The sequence below is a fragment of the Camelimonas sp. FR25 genome, assembly GCF_059740505.1.
This window is the reverse complement of record NZ_JCAWFG010000103.1, coordinates 250683-271090: the sequence shown is the minus strand read 5'-3', so window position 1 is coordinate 271090 and position 20408 is coordinate 250683. Positions and strand designations below refer to the sequence as shown.

Genomic DNA, 20408 nt, shown 5'->3' with positions numbered 1-20408 from the left:
CACAAGACCAGATGACGATACCGTAAATTGGCGAACTGACCACGTATTTTACATCAATACGTAAGTCAGAATTCATTCGAATACTTGTTCTATTATGCTAAAAACTGCCCACGCCGCATAGATCAGAAAAAATGACCTGCCGCCGCCATGTCGGCGACCAGGGCGGCGCGCAGGCGCGCGAAGGCGTCTGCGTTCTGACGCAGCGCCACGTCGCCGATGCGGGTGACCGGGGCCAGCAGGCGCAGCGAATTGCTGACATAGACGGCGTCGGCGTGCGTCACGTCCGCTGGAGACAGCGATTGCTCCGAGGCGGTCAGCCCCGCTTCTGCGGCGCAATTGACAATGGCCGCGCGGGTGACGCCGGCCAGCACCCCGTCCGCCACAGGCGGCGTCAGCAGGCGATCGCCCTGCAGCACAAAGATATTGCCGACCCCGGCGCAGGCCACGGCGCCGCGCGTGTTGAGCAGCAGGGTCTCATCGCAGCCTGCGGCGCGAGCCTTGCCGGTTTCGAGAATGGCGTCGAGATAGCCGAGGCTCTTGACCCGTGACGTCACCGAGGTCTCGTTGCGTCGCACCGCCGACAGCCACAGGCTGAGCGGCTGGAAGGCCACCGGTTGCGGCATTGGCGCGCGCGAGGCCATCACCGTCGGCGCGGGCTGCGCCGGCGCCACAACGCCACGCGGCCCCGCGCCCCGGGTCACCGTCACGCGGATGGATCCGAGCGCCATGTCGCGGCTGGCCAGCTCCATGGCTGCGGCCAGCCGCTGGTCAAGCCGCTGCCCCCGCCACAGCAGATCCGGGGCAAGGCCAATGGCGGCGCATGCTTCCAGAAGGCGCGCGAGATGGGCGTCGCGCCAGACCACCGCGCCATCGATCACCAGCGCCGTGTCGAACACCCCATCGCCCAGCAGCAGGCCGCGATCCGTGAGATCAAAAGGCGCCGTGGCGTCGGTGACAGCCTCGCCATTCAGCCAGAGCATGGGACCCCTCCCTGCGCGGCGTGGCGCCATGCCGCCGCCAGCGCCAGAAAATTGCCGAGCAGCGCATGACCATGGGCGGTCAGCACGGATTCGGGATGGAACTGCACGCCATAGACCGGCAGGCTGACATGCGACAGCGCCATGATCTCGTCGCGCGGGCTGCGGGCGTCGATACGCAGGGCGCTGGCCATTTCCGGCGTCTCCTGCACCACCAGCGAGTGATAGCGCCCGACTTGCAGCTCCGCCGGCAGGCCGGCGAACAGCCCGGCGCCGCAATGGCTGATGGCGCTGGCGCGGCCATGCATCGGCTCGCGCGCCCGCGTCACCACACCGCCAAACGCCGCGCCAATGCATTGGTGGCCGAGGCAGACGCCGAGCAGCGGCGTCACCCCAGCAAGCTCGCGCACAACCTGTAGCGACACCCCGGCCTGCTGCGGCGCGCACGGCCCCGGCGACAGGATCACCCCGTCAAGCGCGCCGTCGCGGGCGAGATCGGCGATCTCGCCGGTGGTGATGGCGTCATTGCGCACGATGCGGGTCGTCGCGCCCAGCTCGACGCAATAGCGGGCGATGTTGAAAACGAAGCTGTCGTAATTGTCGATGATCAGCAGCATGGCTCGCCCCGCTGCAGCCGGTCGACCGCCGAAAACAGCCGCGCCGCCTTGGCGTTGGTCTCATCGAATTCGGCGTCGGGGTCAGACAGCAGCGTCACGCCGCCGCCAGCGTGGAAGCTGGCCTCACCCTCGTGGATGACGATGGTGCGGATGGCGATGTTGAGATCGATGTCGCCGTCGAAGCCGAGATAGCCGATGGCCCCACAATAGGCGCCGCGCCCACGCCCCTCGATCTCGCTGATGATATCCATGGCGCGGATCTTCGGGGCGCCGGTGATCGAGCCGCCAGGAAAAGTGGCGGCGATCAGATCGATGGCGTCGCGTCCGGCCGCCAGCCGTCCCTGCACCACCGAGACCAGATGGTGCACATTGGCGTAGCTTTCCAAAGCGCACAGCGCCGTGACGGTGACGCCATGCGGCGCGCAGACCCGTGACAGATCATTGCGCAGCAGATCGACGATCATGACATTCTCGGCCCGATCCTTGTCCGAGGCCAGCAATTGCGCCGCCGCGCGCGCATCAGCCTCCGGGTCGTCGGCGCGGCGCGCGGTGCCCTTGATCGGCCGGGTCTCGGCCAGGTCGTCGCGCAGGGCGATGAAGCGCTCCGGCGAGCTGGAGGCGATGGCGTAACCGCCGCACGCCGCGCCAAAGTCCATAAAGGCGGCGAAGGGGGCCGGGTTCTCCGCCCGCAGGGCGCGATACAGCGCAAAGGCGGCGAAACCATCCGCTAACGGCGCGCTGAACCTGCGGGCGATATTGGCCTGAAAGATATCGCCGGCGCGGATGTATTCCTGCACCCTGGTCACCGCCGCCACCCAGGCGGCGCGGTCGTGGCTGGCGCTGAAGCGCAGCGGCGCAGCGCCGCCAGCGCCGCCAGCGCCTGACGCAGCCAGCTCATCGCCACGCGCCTCCAGCAACAGCTCGCGCATCAGCGCGCCGCGCGCCGCAGCCCGCGCCGCAACGGCGGCGCCCTGCTCGGGGAAGCCCGACGCGTAGATCACCAGCCGGCCCGAGGCATGATCCAGCGCCGCCACCACATCATGAAAACCCAGAGTGATCTGCTCAACGCCAGAGGGCGTGGCGACAGGCGCCAGCCGTTCGAGACAGGCGGCGAAATCATAAGCGATCACGCCTATGCAGCCGCCGCGAAATGGCGTGGGGTCAGCGGGATCTTTCGGCAACTGATATTGCGCGAGGCGCGCCCGCAGCGCCTCAAGCGGCGGCCCACGCTCGGGGGCGTCGTTCCAGAACGCGGTCCCGGCGCGGACGCAGAACATGCCGAACGGATCGAGCGTCAGAAATGACCAGCGCCCAGTGGCGAAACGCCGATCATCCGCCCCGGCGTCGGATGCGCCCGGGCGCGTGGATGGCGCGTCGCTTGCAGGTGGCGCGTCGTTTGCAGGTGGCGCGTCGCGCATGGCGCTGTCGAGCAGCGCAAAGCCGTTGACGCCGCGCGCGGCGAGGCGTCCGGCGGCGCGGGCCAGCCAGTCTGCGTCGGTCGCCTCAGCTTGCAGTTCGCAGCGCCACACCGCTCTATCCGCCTCAGCTGCGCCGGGCGACGGCCCCACCGGGACCGAGGCCGCCAGGCTTCACGCCCCTGGCCCAGGCTCCGTTCCGTCCGGATCAGACCCTGCCGCCTGCCCATAACGAGCACACCGCACCATCGCTGCTCCGGCTGATGGGACCTCGCGCCCACCCGCAGCCAAGTGGCGGCGGGCAGCGACGCTTTAGCCGATTTTGCGGGATAGCGGTATTGCGCCCATCAACATTCCCGCACGGAATCCGCCGCCCTGCCACAGGCGCAAGCGAACTGACCGGATTCATGGCGCCCGGCGGCTTGCCTGCGCCCACCGGCGAAGCTGGCGCATGTTCCGATCGCTCTGGATCTGGCCACGCTCCCCATCGCCATGCAGGGAGCAAGCTCTGATCGGTCAAGCGATACGGTCTGATCGAAAACCGCTTTAGACGAACAGGGCGATGGTCTGGCGCGACAGAGCTAGCAGCTTGCCCTCCTCCGACCACACGGCGGTCTCCTGGGTGGAATAGCCCTCGCCAATGTCCTCGGCATACATGCGCACGAGGCTCCATGCGCTGGTGTTGCGATGGGCGTCGGCGGTGAAATCGACCATCCAGGTCATGGTGCTGATCGGGCCGAACTCCTTCAGCAGCGCCATGGCGGTGGGCGGCGGCGCATCGGCCAGCGCCAGCAAGGCGATGTCTGAGGAACCGGCCTTGTCGTCGCGATGGCGCAGCCAGATCAGATATTCCGGCTCGGACGAGCCAGACATGGGCATCACACCGCCGGCCGTGCGCAACTCAAAATGCTGCGAGAAGGTCGGGCCCTCGCGGCCACCGAAGAAGTCCGGCGAATCGTCGATCGACGCCGCACGGGGAAACGGCTTGCCGTGATATTTGACGCGGGAATCGCGCGGCGCGCCATAGGTCAGCATGGCGCGGGTGGCGACGCCGCCATCGGCGCTGAGCAGATCCACGCCAATGCAGGCGGCGGATTTGCCCTGGCGCAACAGGGTTGGCCGCGCCGTCAGCTCGCCGCTGGCTGGTCCGATGAAGCTGAACTGGGCCGAGCGCAGCGGCGCAAGGCCCGGAAAAGCCATGCCAGCCGCCTGGGCGCACAGAGCGGCCGACAGGCCGCCATAAGTGGTGCGCCCCTGCAGCCAGTCGTCGCTCACAAAAACCTTGAACCCATCGCCAGCCGGCTGCATGCCGGCCATCAGCGTCGTAAACGGCGTCATATTCCCTGCCCTGTCCCGGCGTCGCCCCGGGCGCCCAACCAGCGCCGCAGGGTTCGCCTGTCTTGTCCAACGGATCGGCCTGCACAGGCACTGGCGCCGTCGCAGACGCCCTGACCCCGGCGATGTCGCCCGGGAGAAGCCAGCCCTTGCCCGACGGCTTCCCACAGCAGGCCGCGCCGCACAAGTGCTGGCGCCGCGCAGGCGCCGCCCCGACACGCGACGGCGCCTGACGTAGCGCAACGACCCAACGCGCCAACATGTCGGCGCAGCCACGGTGCAGGCAAGCGATCAGCCCTTATTGTGCAGATACACGACGCGCATGACAAGACGCCCGCGGTCGCGACAGTAACGGCGGCGCCCCTGCAGGCGCCGCCACAGTCATCACGCCTTGTGGCATTGACGTGCGGCGGCCCGCGTGTGCCAGAGGCCGACCGCCCCGAAATTAATCGCGACCCGATTGCCCCCGGCGACAGCCGGACTTAGGCTGTGCATCAGACTGCGACGCTCACAACAACAGCAAGGCATACGCAGGGCGTCGCTGACCCAGTTCAGGGAGCAGCAGACTCATGGACTATCTTTCGTTTCTGCTTAAGTCGCTCATCAAGTCAGGGTCGCTGACCGTCATCGGCCCCGACGGCAAGTCGACCCGCTGGGGCGACGGCCAGGGCACGCCGGTCAGCATCCGCGTCAGCGAAAAGCTGTCGCGCCCCGCCCTGTTGCTCAACGCCGACCTGTTGCTGGGCGAAGCCTATATGGATGGCGAGCTGGAGCTGGTCGAGGGCGACATCTACGACTTGCTGGAGCTGGCCGCCAAAAACCTCTGGGCCAGCGGCCGCACCCCGCCGACAGAGATGCTCAACCAGACCTGGCGTCGGCTGATCCGTCGCGCCCAGCAATTCAATCCGGTGGGCGCCTCACGCCGCCAGGTGGCGCACCATTACGATCTGTCCGCCGCGCTGTTTGACAATTTCCTCGACCCGGACCGGCAATATTCCTGCGCTTACTTCGCCAAACCTGACGACAGCATCGAACTGGCCCAGGCGCAGAAGAAGCGCCACCTCGCCGCCAAGCTGATGCTGCAGCCGGGGCAGAAGTTACTGGACATTGGTTGTGGCTGGGGCGGGCTGGGGCTGTATCTGGCCCGCGCCGCCGATGTGAAGGTCAGCGGCATCACCCTGTCCGATGAGCAATTGCTGGTGGCGCGCGAGCGGGCCGCCGAGAGCGGCCTCGCCGCGCAGGTCGATTTCCGCCATTGCGACTACCGCAACGAAAAGGGCCGCTACGACCGCATCGTCTCGGTGGGCATGTTCGAGCACGTCGGCATCAACCACTATGACGCTTTCTTCCGTAAGGTGCGCGATCTGCTCACCGATGACGGCGTGGGGGTGTTGCACGCCATCGGTCGCTCCGATGGCCCAGGCGCCACCAACGCCTGGATCCAGAAATACATCTTTCCCGGCGGCTATTCCCCGGCGCTGTCGGAAGTATTGCCGGCGATCGAGCGGGCCGGCCTTATCGTCACCGACGTGGAGATACTGCGCCTGCATTATGCGGAGACGCTGAAGCTGTGGCGGGCCCGGTTCAATGACAACCGCGACCGCATCCGCGCGCTCTATGACGAGAAATTCTGCCGGATGTGGGAATTCTATCTGGCGGGCTCCGAGGTCACCTTCCGTTACGGTGGCCACATGGTGTTCCAGATCCAGTTCGCCAAGAAGGTCGAAACGGTTCCGCTGACCCGCGACTACATGTTCGAGGCCGAACAGCGGCTGCCGCTATTCCCCGAGGGCATCGCCAAACCGCGTCCGGCGCCCTTGCCGCAGCCGGAGCCCTTGTCGCAGCCGGCGACGAGCCCCGCGCCCGACGCGACGCCGGTCGCCGCGACGGCGTCAGAAAACCCTATAGCCAGCGCGGCGCCGCCATCGCCAGCCCCGGCCGGGCGCACGACGGCTGGCGACGGCGCGGTCGCGGCCAGTAGTGCAGCGGCGTCCGTCGGCGCTGCCTCGGCCAGCGGCGCTGCTTCGACTGGCCGCGCTGCGGAGTCTGGCGCCGGCCTCGCCGTCGTCGCCACCGAAAGCGCCATGCCTGAGGCACATGCCGACGATAACCACGCCGCCTCCGGTGACGGCGCCCGCGACGACGTCGACGTCACCGACGTCGCCGGGCGTCAGGTCGCCGACGAACAACGCAAGGCGGCGCCCGACGCCTCCTCCGTCGCCGCCGGCTAGACGGCGCACAGCGTCGCCCGCCCCTGCCCGCTCTGTGCGCCCTGTCCGTTCCGTGCGTCATGGTCGGGCTCGGCCCGACCATCCACGTCTTTGCTTGCTTCGCCCCACGCGCCGCGACAGCGCCCGGCGTGGGCGAAGACGTGGATGCCCGTGACAAGCACGGGCATGACGGCGGTGGGGCGGCGCCGTGTGGCGCCGGGAGAAGCCGCGTGAAGCGTCGTGGCGAGGAAGCTCGTGGCGTGAGGCCGCGTGGCGTGGTTTGGAGCCGCGTGGCATGGCTTGGCGTGCAGCCAAAATGCGCCACTGCACCGCAACGCCCCGTATGACCGCGCCCTGTACCTCTCCGCGTCATGGTCGGGCTTGACCCGACCATCCACGTCTTTCCTTGCTACGCCCCACGCGCCACGACAGCGCCCGGCGTAGGCGAAGACGTGGATGCCCGTGACAAGCACGGGCATGACGGCGATGGGGCAGCGCAGTGTGGCGCCGGGAGAAGCCGCGTGAAGCGTCGTGGCGAGGAAGCTCGTGGCGTGGGGCCGCGTGGCGTGGCTTGGCGTGCAGCCAAAATGCGCCATTGCACCGCAACGCCCCGCATGACCGCGCCCTGTCCCTCTCCGCGTCATGGTCGGGCTTGACCCGACCATCCACGTCGTTCCTTGCTACGCCCCACGCGCCACGACAGCACCCGGCGTAAGCGAAGACGTGGATGCCCGTGACAAGCACGGGCATGACGGCGGGGGCAGCGCCGTACGGCGCCGGGAGAAGCCGCGTGAAGCGTCGTGGTGAGGAAGCTCGTGACGTGGGGCCGCGTGGCGTGGCTTGGCCGCGTGGCGTGGTTTGGGGCCGCATGGCGTGGCTTGGCGTGCGGCCAAAATGCGCCACTGCACCACAACGCCCCGCATAACCGCGCCCCGCCCCTCTCCGCGTCATGGTCGGGCTTGACCCGACCATCCACGTCTTTCCTTGCTACGCCCACGCGCCACGACAGCGCCCGGCGTGGGCGAAGACGTGGATGCCCGTGACGAGCACGGGCATGACGGCGATGGGGCGGCGCCGTATGGCGCCGGGAGAAGCCGCGTGAAGCGTCGTGGCGAGGAAGCTCGTGGCGTGGGGTCGCGTGGCGTGGCTTGGCCGCGTGGCGTGGTTTGGGGCCGCATGGCGTGGCTTGGCGTGCAGCCAAAATGCGCCACTGCACCACAACGCCCCGCATGACCGCGCCCTGCCCCTCTCCGCGTCATGGTCGGGCTTGACCCGACCATCTACGTCTTTCCTCGCTTCGACCCACGCGCCACGACAGCGCCGGGCGCGGGCGAAGACGTGGATGCCCGTGACGAGCACGGGCATGACGGCGGTGGGGCGGCGCCGTTTGGCGCGGGTCCGTGTGGCGCGGGGTGGTGTGGCGCGGTGAGGCGTGGCGCGGTGAGGCGTGGCGCGGACCGCAAGACACGCCTGTCAGCGCCGCCGCATGGCGCCCGTCACGCCGCCCCGCCAGCCTTGAAGCAGGCCGAGACGATCTCCTGCGCCTCTTGCTGGATGCGGCGCAGATGTTCGTCGCCGAGGAAGCTCTCGGCGTAAATCTTGTAGACGTCTTCGGTGCCGGATGGCCGGGCGGCGAACCAGCCGTTTTCGGTCGTCACCTTGACGCCGCCGATCGCCTCATGATTGCCGGGGGCGTGCGACAGCCGCGCCGTGATCGCCTCGCCGCCGAGCGTGGTCTGGGTGATATCCTCCGGGCGAATGGCCTTGAGCACGGATTTCTGCGCCGCATTGGCCGGTGCGTCGATGCGGGCGTAGACCGGCGCGCCGATCTGGTCGGTGAGGTCGCGATACAGCTCCCCTGGGTCCTTGCCGGTGCGCGCCGTCATCTCGGCGGCTAGCAGGCCGGCGATGACGCCGTCCTTGTCGGTGGCCCAGACGCCGCCATCGCGGCGCAGGAAAGAGGCGCCGGCGCTCTCTTCGCCGACAAAGCCCAGCGTGCCGCCGATCAGCCCGTCGACAAACCATTTGAAGCCGACCGGCGTCTCGACGAGGCGGCGGCCGAGGCGCGCCGCGACACGATCAATGGCGCTGCTCGACACCACCGTCTTGCCAATGCCGACATCGGCGCCCCACTGCGGCCGGGCGCCGTAAAGGTAAGAGATGGCCACCGTCAGATAATGGTTGGGATTGAGCAGGCCGACCGAGGGGGCGACGATGCCATGGCGATCAGCGTCGGTGTCATTGGCGAAGGCCACGTCGAAGCGGTCGCGCAGCTGGATCAGCCGCGCCATGGCGTAAGGCGAGGAGCAATCCATGCGCACCTTGCCGTCATGGTCGACGCTCATGAAGCGGAAGGTGGGGTCAACCGCGTCATTGGTGACCTCGCCGGCAAGGCCATAACGCTCGAAGATCGGCGCCCAATAGCGCACGGCGGCGCCCCCCAGCGGGTCAACGCCGATGCGCACCCCGGCTGCGCGCACGATGTCGAGGTCGATGATGGCCCCGAGATCAGCCACATAAGGCGTGATGTAGTCGTGACGTTGCACATGGCCGCTGGCCATGGCGCGGGCGTAAGGCAGGCGCTTCACCTCGGCGAGGCCGCCCCGGATAATGTCATTGGCGCGCTTCTGCACCACATCGGTGATGTCGGCCCCGGCGGGGCCGCCATGCGGCGGGTTATATTTGAAGCCGCCATCCTCGGGCGGGTTGTGTGAGGGCGTGATGACCACGCCATCGGCGAGGCCCGTGCTGCGGCCGCGGTTCCAGCCCAGGATGGCGTGGGAGATCACCGGCGTCGGCGTCCATTCCAGCGCGGCGTCGACGCGCACATCCACGCCATTGCCGGCGAACACCTCGATGGCGCTGACGAAGGCCGGTTCGGACAGGGCGTGGGTGTCCTTGCCGATGAACAGCGGGCCATCGACGCCCGCCGCCTTGCGGTGCTCGCAGATGGCCTGGGAAATGGCGAGGATGTGCGCCTCGTTGAAAGCGGCGTCGAAGGCCGAACCACGATGGCCGGAGGTGCCGAAGGCCACCCGCTGCGCCGCCACCTCCACATCCGGCTTCAACGCGAAATAATCGGTGATGAGGCGCGGGACGTTGATGAGCTGCGACGGCTCGACCTGCTGGCCCGCCAGCGGGCTGATGGCGTTCGACATGGATGCTCCCGGAATTGTCCGACCTGTCTGATACCAGGCTGCGACGACGCTCTCGCATCCGCGACCTGTAAGGCTCAAGCGCCGCTCGAGCCTGACCACAACCAGATGAGCCAATCTCATCGGGTTGTGATCTGAAAAGCGGATACACGGCGTCGCCCGCAATGCAATGGCCCAATCGGGGCGACGACAAGGCGACGGTGGCCCGCAGATGTGCGTAACCGGACCAAACAGGCGCACTGACGCAGCGGCCATCAGCCATCGCCGCGCCGGCTGATCACAAGCCTGCGACCAACTGCGCCAGTTTTCCACCTGCGCCCGACTTTGAATCGGTGGTGACAGTATGTATGGTAATTTCAGTAATTTCTGAAATTACAGATTGATCCGCATGTCCATGAACCTGCCGCCGCTGGTCCAGTCCTTCGTGCTCCACTTTGGTGAGATGGGGAGCCGCTGGGGGATTAACCGCACTGTCGGCCAGATCTACGCGCTGCTTTACGTGTCGCCCGAGCCGCTGTGCGCAGATGAAATCGTGACGGCGCTCGGCATATCGCGCTCCAATGTGTCCATGGGCCTGCGCGAATTGCAGGCGTGGAATCTGGTGTTGCTCAAACATTTGCCTGGCGACCGGCGCGATTTCTTCACCACGCCGGACGACATCTGGGTGATCCTGCGCACGCTGGCGGAAGAGCGCAAGAAACGTGAGGTCGACCCGACCCTGTCGGTGCTGCGCGAAATCCTCATGGAGCAGCCGGCCAGCGAGGTCGAGCGCCACGCCCAGCAGCGCATGGCCGAGATGCACCACATGATCGAGCGCCTGACCAATTGGTACGACGACGTCAAACAGCTCGACCAGGAGCGGCTGGCCAGCTTGTTGACGCTGGGATCGCGCGTCACCAGACTGCTTGAAACAACCGACCGCATCGTTTCCCTGGGGCGGAAACGACGCCCGTCCGCGAAGGACTGACGCCATGCGTAGCAGCCTGTGGCATGCAGACGTCGGTGACGGGGGCGGAATGATTGCGCGGCCAGCGCCAGGGAATACGGTCAACGCGACGGCTGGCGTCGATACTGCGGCGAAGCGCCTGACGGGCGAAGCTGCGGCGGCGACAGCGCATACGCCATCCCAGCCTGTCGCCAGCGGCGACAGCGAGGCGCAGGCCAGCGACGCCGGGAGCGCCGACTTCGGCGTCACGCCCCCCCAGACCACAAGCAACGGCGAGGTAGCGGCGGCCAGCCTGTCCGCCGCCGCCATCAACGCTACTGCTGAGCGCAAGGCGGCGCGCGGCGCCGCCCTCATCCAGTCTCTCGCCGCCTTGATCTGGCTGCCGCAGGTGGCGCTGATCGCCTGGGCCATCGGCGGCGTCGCTGCGGGCGCGCCGCTGCATCAGGCCCTTGGCGCCGCCGCCGGCGTGCTGGTGCTTGGCGTATTGCGCGCCGGGCTCGATGCGCTCGGCGTGCGCCGCGCCTTCGCCGGCGCCCGCGCCGCGCTGAGCGTCCGCCGGGCCAGCGCCACCGCCGCCCTCGCCCGCCTGTCGCCGCTCGACATCCGCCGTCCATCCTCGGGGGAAGCTGCGGCGATCCTCGGCGAACAGGCCGAGGCGGTACAGACCTATCTGTCGCGCTTCATGCCGGCCCGCTTCAAGGCGGCGCTGCTGCCCGTCGCCATCCTGATCTGCGTCGCGCCGCTGTCATGGATCGCCGCGCTGATCCTGCTGATCGCAGCTCCGCTGATTCCGCTGTTTATGGCGCTGATCGGCTGGCGCGCCCAGGCGGCGAGCGAGGAGCAGCTGGTGGAGATGGGCGCCATGAACGCCTTCCTCCTCGACCGGCTGCGCGGCCTCGCCACCATCCGCAGCCTCGGCGCCGTCGACGCCACCGCCGTGCGCCTGCGCGCCAATGCCGAAACGGTGCGGCGCAAGACCATGGCCGTGCTGCGCATCGCTTTTCTCTCCTCGGCGGTGCTGGAGCTGTTTTCGGCGCTCGGCGTCGCTCTGGTCGCCGTCTACATCGGCTTTCACCTCCTGGGCGAAATCCCCTATGGTGCCTGGGGCGACCGGCTGACCCTCGCCCAGGGCCTGTTCATTCTGCTGCTATCGCCAGCCTTCTTCGAGCCCTTGCGCGAGCTCTCCGCCGTCTGGCACGACAAGGCGGCGGGTGAAGCCGCCATAGCGGGCCTCGATCGCCTGGCGCAGGCCGGCGCGGACGCCAGCCTGCCCGGCGCAAGCCCCAGCGACGCCGCCGCCAGCGCAGCCGACAACGGTCTCGCCGCTTCTGGCCCGCTCGCCGTCAGCATCGAGGCGCCGCTCTATGCCTATCCGGGCGCAAGCGCGCCGGCGCTGGACGGCCAGCTGCGCCTTGAGATCGCCCCCGGCGAGAAAGTGGCGCTGCTCGGCCCCAGCGGCTGCGGCAAGACCACCCTGCTGGCGCTGATCGCCGGTCTCGCCCGCCCGACGTCGGGCGTCATCCGCATCGGCGGCGTCGCGCTCACCGACGCCAATGCGGCGGAGCTGCGCCAAAGGATGGCGTGGATCGGCCAGAAGCCGCATGTGTTCGCCGGCTCAATCGCCGCCAATGTGACCATGGGCCGGGGCGCTGGCGCGGAGGCGCTGCGCAAGGCGCAGGAGGCGATCGCCTGGGCCAGTCTCGACACGCTGCATGCGGCGCGCAACGGCGCGGTCATCGGCGAGAACGGCGTCGGCATGTCCGGCGGCGAGGCGCTGCGCATGGCGCTGGCGCGCGCCGCCTTCCATGGCGAGGCGCAACTGGTGCTGGCCGATGAACCAACCGCCCATCTCGACCGTATCACAGCGCAGGCCATCACCAGCGGCCTGCTCGATCTGGCCAGCGCCCGCACGCTGATCGTCGCCACCCATGACCCGGAGCTGGCCGCCTGCATGGACCGGGTGATCCGCCTTGAGCCCACCGCTGAACCGGAGGCGCGCCCATGACCGCGAGCGTTTCAGACGCCCCGCAGCACGGCGCCGCCACAGCCGGGCGGAAGGCTGGCGCGGCCGACCGCAGGCTGACGCTGGTCGACAGCCTGCTGGCCGTGCTGCGGCTGTTCTGGCGCAGCCAGCGGCGCGGCCTGGTGATCGGCGCCCTGCTCGCCACCTTCACGGTGATCGCTGGCATCGCCTTGCTGGGCCTGTCCGGCTGGTTCATTTCGGCCACCGCCATCGCTGGCCTGTCGGTCGCCACCGCTCTGGCCTTCGACGTCTTCGCGCCTTCCGCCAGCATCCGCTTCCTCGCCCTGTCGCGCACCGCCACCCGTTACGGCGAGCGCCTCACCACCCATGACGCCACCTTCGCCGTGCTGGCTGAGTTGCGTGAGCGGGCCTTCCGGGGCTGGGCGCGGCCTGGGGCGGCGCGGCAATTGCTGCTGCGTCCGGCGCGGCTGCTGTTCCGCCTGACCGCCGATATTGATGCGCTCGATTCGCTGTATCTGCGCATTCTGGTGCCGGCGGCGGCGGCCACCGGCGCGGCGCTACTGGTGATGCTGACGCTGGGGCTGATCAATCTGTGGTTCGGCCTTGCCGCCGGCCTGTGGCTGCTGGTCATTGGGCTCGGCGCGCCGGTTGTGGCGGCGCGACGGGCGCTGACGCCGTCGCGGCGGCGGGCCAGCGGCCTCGAAACCCTGCGCCAGCGGGTGGTCGACCTTTCCGCCGGCCAGACCGATCTGGTGATGAGCGGCCAACTCGAAGCCGCCGCAACGGCCATCGCCGCCGCCGACCGCCGTCTCGCCCGCGCCGACAACGCCATCAATCGCATCGAGGCGGGGGTGACGGCGAGCTTTGGCGTGGCCACGGCGGCGCTGCTCGCCGCCAGCCTCGCGGTGGTGGCGCTGCTGGCCGACCAGGGCGTGATTGGCGCGCCCGTCGCCGCCATGGCGGTGCTGGTGGCGCTGGCGGCGCTGGAGCCCTTCGCCGCCCTGCGGCGCGGCGCCATGGAGCTGGGCCGCACGCTATTGGCTCTGGGCCGGCTGGCGCCACGCCTCAGCGACGCCGCGCCCGCAGCGCACGCAGCCCCTGGGGTGGCCCAGCCACATGCGGCGGATAGCGATGCTGCGCCGGCGCCGGCGTCTGTTACAGGCCAGGCCGTCGCGCTGCGCGACGTCAGCCTGCGTCACCCAGGCGCGGCCCGCCCAACCCTGCACGACATCAGCCTCGACCTCGGCCCGCATGAACGGGTGGCGCTGATCGGCGCCAGCGGCGCTGGCAAGTCGACTTTGCTGGCCCTGCTTGCCGGTGAGCTTGCGGCGACGCAAGGCGCGGTGGCCTTGGCCCCGGCCAGCCTGCTAACCCAGCGCACCGAGCTGTTTCATGACAGCCTGCGCGACAATCTGCGCCTCGCGGCGCCTTTGGCCGACGACGCCGAACTGATGGCGGCGCTGGAGGCGGTGAGCCTTGGCGATCTGGTCCGCCGCTCGCCGGGCGGCCTCGACGCGCCGCTGGGCGAAGGCGGGGCGGGATTATCCGGCGGCCAGGGCCGCCGCCTGGCGCTCGCCCGCCTGCTGTTGCGCGACGCGCCGCTGTGGTTGCTGGACGAGCCGACCGAGGCGCTTGACGCTGCGACAGGTCGCGCCGTGATGACCTGTATCAATGACCTCGCCAAAGGACGGGCCATAGTGGTGGCGACCCATCTGCGTCGCGAGGCCGAGATCGCCGACCGGCTGCTGGTGATGGACAAGGGGCGCATTGGCTTTTCGGCCCGGCGCGGCGAACCGGCGTTCGCCATGCTGCTCGACGGGCTGCGGCCAGACTGAATTCTCCTCCGGTCGGGGGGAGCATGATCCCGGGGCCTGCAACCCGGAGAGGCGCTGTCGCTTAATGCGACGCGCCAGGGAGTGCAGCGACTGGCGCTGAAAGGCGCCGGCGCTTCTGGGGGTCCCGTTACCCGGCATGACGCCGGCGTCGGGGCCAGCGGTCACGGGCAAAAATTTCCGCCGCGGGGGGCGGATAAACCAGGGGATCGGGCCTGCGGGCCTGACAGGTAAGATGGAACTGGACATCGTCGCGCTATCGCGACTCCAATTCGCGCTCACCGCGCTCTACCATTTTCTGTTCGTGCCGCTGACGCTCGGACTGTCGATCCTGGTCGCCATTATGGAGACGGTCTATGTGATGACCGGCCGCTCCATCTGGCGGCAGATGACCAAGTTCTGGGGCGTGCTGTTCGGCATCAACTTTGCCCTCGGCGTGTCGACCGGCATCGTGATGGAGTTCCAGTTCGGCATGAACTGGAGCTATTACAGCCATTACGTCGGCGACATCTTTGGCGCGCCGCTGGCGATTGAAGGCCTGATGGCCTTCTTCCTCGAGGCGACCTTCGTCGGCCTGTTCTTCTTCGGCTGGGACCGCATGTCCCGCCTCGGCCACATGATCGTCACCTGGCTCATGGCCATCGGCACGAATTTCTCGGCGCTGTGGATCCTGATCGCCAATGGCTGGATGCAGAACCCGGTCGGCTCGGTGTTCAACCCCGAGACCATGCGCATGGAAGTCTCCAGCTTCTATGACGTGATCATGAACCCGGTGGCCCAGGCCAAGTTCGTGCACACCGTGTCGGCGGGCTATGTCTGCGGCGCCATTTTCGTGCTCGGCATCTCGGCGTGGTACCTGCTCAAGGGCCGCCACCAGGAGCTGGCCAAGCGCTCAATGGCGGTGGCCGCCTCCTTTGGCCTTGCAGCGTCGCTGTCGGTGGTCGTACTCGGCGACGAGAGCGGCTATCTCACCACCGAACATCAGAAGATGAAGCTGGCCGCCATTGAGGCCATGTGGGAGACCGAGCCGGCCCCCGCCTCCTTTACCCTCATCGGCTTCCCCGACCAGGCGCAGCGTGAGACGCACTTCGCCGTGCATATCCCGTGGGTGATGGGCCTGATCGGCACCCGCTCGCTCGATACGCCGATCATGGGCATCAACGAGCTCACCGAGCGCGCCCAGGGCTGGATCAAGAAGGGCATCGTCGCCTATGACGCGCTGCAGAAGATCCGCGCTTTGCCGCGCGGCTCCAGCATCCCCGACGATCTGCGCAAGAGCTTTGAAGAGAACGGCCGCGAGCTTGGCTACGCCCTGCTGCTGAAGCGCTACGTCGATGACCCGCGCCAGGCGACGCCGGAGCAGATCATCAAGGCCGCCAATGACACCGTGCCGATGGTGGCGCCGATCTTCTGGATGTTCCGCATCATGGTTGGCTGCGGCTTCATCTTCATCGGCCTGACGGCGGTGTTCTTCTACAAGTCGGCGCGGCGCACCCTCGACAGCCAGCGCTGGCTGCTGTGGGCCGCCGTGCTGGCCATCCCGCTGCCATGGGTCGCCATCGAGTGCGGCTGGATGGTGGCTGAGCTGGGTCGCCAGCCATGGGTGATCGAAGGCGTGCTGCCGACGGCTCTCGCCGTGTCCAGCCTCGGCGCCTCGACGGTGCTGATGACCATCATCGGCTTTGTGGCGCTGTATACGGTGCTGCTCATCATTGAGGTGAAGCTGATGCTCCGCGCCATCCGCAAGGGACCGGAAGACGACCACAAGCCGGAAGCCGCCCTTGTTCCCGCTGCCCTCGCGCCTGCGGAGTAAGTCATGATCCTGCACGAGCTTATCTCATACGAACATTTGCGCCTGATCTGGTGGGTGCTGCTGGGCGTGCTGCTCATCGGCTTCGCCGTGACCGACGGCTTCGACCTTGGCGTCGGGGCGCTGACCCCCTTCGTCGGCAAGACCGATGTGGAGCGCCGCATCGCCATCAACACCATCGGACCGGTGTGGGAAGGTAACCAGGTCTGGCTGATCCTCGGCGGCGGCGCGATCTTCGCGGCGTGGCCACAGCTCTACGCGGTGTCGTTCTCAGGCTTCTATCTGGCGATGTTCGCCATTCTGATGGCGTTGATCCTGCGCCCGGTCGGCTTCAAATACCGTTCGAAGATCGACGATCCGCTGTGGCGCAAGAGCTGGGACTGGGCGCTGTTCATCGGCGGTTTCGTGCCGGCGCTGATCTTCGGCGTCGCCGTGGGCAATGTGCTGCAGGGCGTTCCATTCCGTCTCGACGACACCATGCGCATCTTCTACGACGGCACCTTCTTCGGGCTGCTCAACCCCTTCGCCCTGCTGTGCGGCCTTCTGTCGGTGTGCATGCTGCTGACCCACGGCGCAGCCTGGCTGGAGCTGAAGACCGGCGATGGCCCGGTCCATGATCGCGCCCGCGCCATCGGCTCGGTGACGGCGCTGTTGACGCTGGTTCTGTTCATCGCCGGCGGCCTGTGGCTGTACTACGGCAATATCCCCGGCTTCCGCTTCACCAGCGAGATCGTGCGCGACGGCCAGTCCAACCCGCACGCCAAGACGGTGGCGCTGGCCGCCGGGGCCTGGTTCGACAATTACCGCGTCTCGCCATGGACGATGATCGCTCCGGCGCTGGGCGTCATCGGCTCGCTGCTGACCTTTATCGCCCTGCGCTTCCGGGGCGAGCTGTCGGCGCTGCTGTTCAGCAAGATCGCCATCTTCGGCATTATCTCGACGGTGGGCGTGTCGATGTTCCCGTTCATCCTGCCGTCGTCGGCCGATCCGAACGTGTCGCTGACCGTGTGGGATTCGTCCTCCAGCCATCTGACGCTGTTCATCATGCTGGCGTCGACGGTCATCTTCCTGCCGATCATCATCGCCTACACGGCCTTCGTTTACCGCGTCCTCTGGGGCAAGGTGGAGGAGAAGGACGTCGTGTCAGACGACAGCCACGCTTACTGAGGAGCGCCCGACATGTGGTATTTTTCCTGGATGCTTGGCCTGCCGCTGGCCGCCGCCGTCGCCGTGCTCAACGCCATGTGGTACGAGCTGATGGACGATCAGGCCAAGGCCAAAGCCGCCGCCGAAGGCGCGCCGCGCAAGGCCTGAGGCGCGCTGTCGACGCGGACATGACGATCAAGCAGAAGGCGGCCCTTTGGGGTCGCCTTTTTCGTTAGACTGCTGGCTTAGGTTGGGTCGGGAGCGGGGGCAGCGGGCGGGGCTGACGCTGTGCGTGGCGGGACTGTTGCGCCGGCGCAAGACGTGGATGCCCGTGACAAGCACGGGCATGACGGCGTTGAGGGGCGTGGGAGAGGCGCGGGAGGGGCGTTGGAGCGGCGTTGGGGGCGGCGCCAGAATCGGTCGCACGGCCAGCGGCCACGAAAAAAGGGCCCGGAACATCCGGACCCTTTGCATCTGCAGAAGCTGCCGCAGCGTGGCGGCTGTCGCTTCTGGGTGGCTGTCGCCGTGGCGCTGACGCGCCGGAGTGCTTACCAGCAGCCCCAGGCGTTGCAGCGACGGTAGCCGTAGTAGCCGTAGCGCGGGCCGGTGTTGGCGCCGAGAATGGCGCCGCCGACGACGCCAGCAGCCGCGCCAACGGCGACAGCGGTGGCGGCCTGGTCGGACTGGCGACGGCTCTGGTCATAGGCGGCGGCCACGCAACGGTCGTAGGTGGCGGTGCCCGGACGCAGACCGGTCTGGCGGCAGGTCATTTCAGCGGTGACCGCCGACTCCTGGGCGCTCTGGCAACCGGCCAGCATGGTGGCGACGACGCCAGCGGCGGCGACGAGGGTCCAACGAATTGACGACATGCACATCCCCGTTCGTACAAATTCACTCATCTGCCAAAACAATATTCAGCGCCAATTGTCAACGCGCTGTCCAGTCAGCAACCCCAAATAGTTTTGAGGTGTGGCGTCAGCTTGACTGGAGGCTGGCCAAACAATTGTCACAGGTGACTTATGGCCACCGCCAATGAACTCAAACATAAAACCCACGCCCTGCAACATCACTGAGATTGACCGATTGTCGCCGCAATTTCGCAAACGGCGATGTTGCGCAAATTGTGCCCACACACGCTGGCAGTGCTGCATGGAGCGGCGGCGTTACCTTTTGGGAATGCCTGACGCCAGGGGGCGACGCCGCCTGTTTACTTTTCAGTAACCAGCCGCCGCTGCGCCGGAGCCTCGCTCGATTGTCGTCGGGACCCGAGGCGGACCTGGGTTTGCCCCGGCGCCTGCACGCCATGACGTTTACGTGATCGTCATGTTCGCCGCCGCGGTGCCGCGCCATGTGCCGACAGAAGGCCAGACAGACCGGCGGACAGGCGGGCGCGCCTGGACGGCCGCAGGGAGCCGGGCCCACTGGCGAACGGCCCGGGTCGCGACATATCGCCCGACTATATTGTAGGACAATATTGCGCTACGACTGCCTGGAAGCTTGCGGCGCCGCCGTGCCCGTGGGGGTGCGGCGAGCGCGTCAAGGTTTTGACAGGGCGCAGGTCTGGCGCAGGGCCGTCACGGCTGTTCGCAACCGCGCCCGCGAGGAGGAATGCAAAGTGGCCGTTTCCGATACCCAGCTCGCTGAACTGCAGGCGCGCCTGAAGGCCTTCATGGCCAAGCACATCTACCCAAATGAGCAGCGCTATTACGCCGAAGGCGAGAAGCTCGGCCCGTGGAATGTGATTCCGGTTGTCGAAGAGCTGAAGAAGATCGCCAAGGCTGAAGGCCTGTGGAACCTGTTCCTGCCCGACGATCCGCGCGGCGCCGGCCTCAACAACAGCCAGTACGCCACGCTGTGCGAGATCATGGGCCGCTCGATCATGGCCCCGGAAGTGTTCAACTGTAACGCGCCCGACACCGGCAACATGGAAGTGCTGGTGCGCTACGCCACGCCGGAGCAGCAGAAGCAGTGGCTGGAGCCCCTGCTGGCCGGCGAGATCCGCTCGGCCTTCTGCATGACCGAAGCCGACGTCGCCTCGTCTGACGCCACCAATGTCCAGCTCGAGATCCGTCGCGACGGCGACGAATACGTGCTGAACGGCCGCAAATGGTACACCACCGGCGGCACCGACCCGCGCTGCAAGATCTTCATCGTCATGGGTCGCAGCAATTTCGAGGAAGGCGCCAGCCCGCATTCCATCCAGTCGCAGATCCTCGTGCCGCGCAACACCCCTGGCGTGAAGGTCATCCGACCGCTGCCGGTGTTCGGCTTCTACGGCGTGCCGGATCGCGCCTCGGAAGTGTGGTTCGACAACGTCCGCGTGCCGGCCTCCAACATGCTGCTCGGCGAAGGCCGCGGCTTCGAGATCGCCCAGGGTCGCCTTGGTCCAGGCCGCATCCACCACTGCATGCGCCTGATCGGCATGAGCGAGCGTATCCTTGAGCGCATGTGCCGCCGCGCCGACGCCCGCGTCGCCTTCGGCAAGCCGGTGTCCGAGCAGACCGTGACGCTGGAGCGCATCGCCGAGGCGCGCATCATGATCGAGCAGTGCCGTCTTCTGACGCTGAAGGCCGCCCACATGATGGACACGGTCGGCAACAAGGAAGCCAAGCAGGAAATCGCCATGATCAAGGTGGCGGCGCCGAACATGGCTTGCAAGATCGTCGACTGGGCCATCCAGGTGTTCGGCGGCGGCGGCACCAACAACGATCATTATCTGACCGTGTGCTACTCGCTGGCCCGCGCCCTGCGTTTGGCCGACGGCCCGGATGAGGTGCATCGCAACCAGATCGCCCGTCTCGAGCTGAAGCGTCACCGCAACACCGATCCGGACGTCACCGGCGGTCGCGGCCTCGGCTTCACCCGCGACGAGGCCCAGGAGTTCGCCAACGCCGGCCTGTGGCCGCGCCCGGCAGGCTGGACCGAATAAGACGAGCCCTCCTCGTTGAATGACATCCCGCCCGGAGCCAGCGCCCCGGGCG

General features: G+C 67.7%; 14 protein-coding genes. 8 read left to right on the top strand and 6 right to left on the bottom strand.

What is annotated here, in order from left to right; genetic code table 11:
• Nucleotides 1-122: 122 nt before the first annotated feature.
• The 4 genes from AC6A67_RS16040 to AC6A67_RS16025 form a co-directional block, all read right to left on the bottom strand.
• A complete protein-coding gene (locus tag AC6A67_RS16040) occupies nt 123-980 on the bottom strand; it encodes an aminotransferase class IV (RefSeq protein ID WP_498037561.1) in 858 nt (285 codons plus the stop codon).
• Nucleotides 968-1594, bottom strand: coding sequence for an anthranilate synthase component II (locus AC6A67_RS16035; protein ID WP_498037560.1), 627 nt, complete (start codon nt 1592-1594; stop codon nt 968-970). The genes AC6A67_RS16040 and AC6A67_RS16035 overlap by 13 nt, the downstream gene beginning before the upstream one ends.
• Nucleotides 1585-3123 carry an anthranilate synthase component I family protein gene (locus AC6A67_RS16030; RefSeq protein ID WP_498037559.1) on the bottom strand — a complete coding sequence of 513 codons (1539 nt, stop codon included), beginning with the start codon at nt 3121-3123 and terminating at the stop codon, nt 1585-1587. Before AC6A67_RS16030 ends, AC6A67_RS16035 begins: the two co-directional genes overlap by 10 nt.
• A 432-nt stretch (nt 3124-3555) precedes the next feature.
• On the bottom strand, nt 3556-4347 hold the full coding sequence (locus AC6A67_RS16025) for a thioesterase family protein (RefSeq protein ID WP_498037558.1): 792 nt from the start codon (nt 4345-4347) through the stop codon (nt 3556-3558).
• Between the two features lie 566 nt (nt 4348-4913).
• Between AC6A67_RS16025 and AC6A67_RS16020 the strand changes: the two genes are divergently transcribed.
• Nucleotides 4914-6575: a cyclopropane fatty acid synthase gene (locus AC6A67_RS16020; protein WP_498037557.1), complete on the top strand. Its 1662-nt coding sequence runs from the start codon at nt 4914-4916 to the stop codon at nt 6573-6575.
• Between the two features lie 1475 nt (nt 6576-8050).
• On the opposite strand, the gene pgm is transcribed toward AC6A67_RS16020, so the two are convergent.
• Nucleotides 8051-9712 carry a phosphoglucomutase (alpha-D-glucose-1,6-bisphosphate-dependent) gene (gene pgm / locus AC6A67_RS16015; protein WP_498037556.1) on the bottom strand — a complete coding sequence of 554 codons (1662 nt, stop codon included), beginning with the start codon at nt 9710-9712 and terminating at the stop codon, nt 8051-8053.
• Between the two features lie 391 nt (nt 9713-10103).
• Between pgm and AC6A67_RS16010 the strand changes: the two genes are divergently transcribed.
• The 6 genes from AC6A67_RS16010 (at nt 10104) to cydX (ending at nt 17595) form a co-directional block, all read left to right on the top strand.
• Nucleotides 10104-10676 (top strand): GbsR/MarR family transcriptional regulator, encoded by a 573-nt coding sequence (locus AC6A67_RS16010; RefSeq protein ID WP_498037577.1) that lies wholly within the window; start codon nt 10104-10106, stop codon nt 10674-10676.
• 49 nt (nt 10677-10725) lie between these two features.
• Nucleotides 10726-12660 carry a thiol reductant ABC exporter subunit CydD gene (cydD, locus tag AC6A67_RS16005; protein WP_498037555.1) on the top strand — a complete coding sequence of 645 codons (1935 nt, stop codon included), beginning with the start codon at nt 10726-10728 and terminating at the stop codon, nt 12658-12660.
• Nucleotides 12657-14474 (top strand): thiol reductant ABC exporter subunit CydC, encoded by a 1818-nt coding sequence (gene cydC / locus AC6A67_RS16000; RefSeq protein WP_498037554.1) that lies wholly within the window; start codon nt 12657-12659, stop codon nt 14472-14474. The genes cydD and cydC overlap by 4 nt, the downstream gene beginning before the upstream one ends.
• 232 nt (nt 14475-14706) lie before the next feature.
• Nucleotides 14707-16284: a cytochrome ubiquinol oxidase subunit I gene (locus AC6A67_RS15995; RefSeq protein ID WP_498037553.1), complete on the top strand. Its 1578-nt coding sequence runs from the start codon at nt 14707-14709 to the stop codon at nt 16282-16284.
• Between the two features lie 3 nt (nt 16285-16287).
• Nucleotides 16288-17448 carry a cytochrome d ubiquinol oxidase subunit II gene (gene cydB, locus AC6A67_RS15990; protein ID WP_498037552.1) on the top strand — a complete coding sequence of 387 codons (1161 nt, stop codon included), beginning with the start codon at nt 16288-16290 and terminating at the stop codon, nt 17446-17448.
• 12 nt (nt 17449-17460) lie between these two features.
• On the top strand, nt 17461-17595 hold the full coding sequence (gene cydX / locus AC6A67_RS15985; RefSeq protein ID WP_498037551.1) for a cytochrome bd-I oxidase subunit CydX: 135 nt from the start codon (nt 17461-17463) through the stop codon (nt 17593-17595).
• Between the two features lie 380 nt (nt 17596-17975).
• Here cydX and AC6A67_RS15980 read toward each other — a convergent pair whose 3' ends face one another.
• Complete coding sequence (locus AC6A67_RS15980) at nt 17976-18296, bottom strand: hypothetical protein (RefSeq protein WP_498037550.1); 321 nt, start codon at nt 18294-18296, stop codon at nt 17976-17978.
• Nucleotides 18297-19042: 746 nt separating this feature from the next.
• Here AC6A67_RS15980 and AC6A67_RS15975 point away from each other — a divergent pair.
• Complete coding sequence (locus tag AC6A67_RS15975) at nt 19043-20356, top strand: acyl-CoA dehydrogenase family protein (protein WP_498037549.1); 1314 nt, start codon at nt 19043-19045, stop codon at nt 20354-20356.
• The last annotated feature ends 52 nt before the right edge of the window (nt 20357-20408 follow it).

What these genes read in the sequence shown, in the direction of transcription:
- AC6A67_RS16040 (WP_498037561.1), bottom strand. Translation starts at nt 980, where the DNA reads ATGCTCTGGCTGAATGGCGAGGCTGTCACCGACGCCACGGCGCCTTTT.
- AC6A67_RS16035 (WP_498037560.1), bottom strand. Translation starts at nt 1,594, where the DNA reads ATGCTGCTGATCATCGACAATTACGACAGCTTCGTTTTCAACATCGCC.
- AC6A67_RS16025 (WP_498037558.1), bottom strand. Translation starts at nt 4,347, where the DNA reads ATGACGCCGTTTACGACGCTGATGGCCGGCATGCAGCCGGCTGGCGAT.
- AC6A67_RS16020 (WP_498037557.1), top strand. Translation starts at nt 4,914, where the DNA reads ATGGACTATCTTTCGTTTCTGCTTAAGTCGCTCATCAAGTCAGGGTCG.
- pgm (WP_498037556.1), bottom strand. Translation starts at nt 9,712, where the DNA reads ATGTCGAACGCCATCAGCCCGCTGGCGGGCCAGCAGGTCGAGCCGTCG.
- AC6A67_RS16010 (WP_498037577.1), top strand. Translation starts at nt 10,104, where the DNA reads ATGAACCTGCCGCCGCTGGTCCAGTCCTTCGTGCTCCACTTTGGTGAG.
- cydD (WP_498037555.1), top strand. Translation starts at nt 10,726, where the DNA reads ATGATTGCGCGGCCAGCGCCAGGGAATACGGTCAACGCGACGGCTGGC.
- cydC (WP_498037554.1), top strand. Translation starts at nt 12,657, where the DNA reads ATGACCGCGAGCGTTTCAGACGCCCCGCAGCACGGCGCCGCCACAGCC.
- AC6A67_RS15995 (WP_498037553.1), top strand. Translation starts at nt 14,707, where the DNA reads ATGGAACTGGACATCGTCGCGCTATCGCGACTCCAATTCGCGCTCACC.
- cydB (WP_498037552.1), top strand. Translation starts at nt 16,288, where the DNA reads ATGATCCTGCACGAGCTTATCTCATACGAACATTTGCGCCTGATCTGG.
- cydX (WP_498037551.1), top strand. Translation starts at nt 17,461, where the DNA reads ATGTGGTATTTTTCCTGGATGCTTGGCCTGCCGCTGGCCGCCGCCGTC.
- AC6A67_RS15980 (WP_498037550.1), bottom strand. Translation starts at nt 18,296, where the DNA reads ATGTCGTCAATTCGTTGGACCCTCGTCGCCGCCGCTGGCGTCGTCGCC.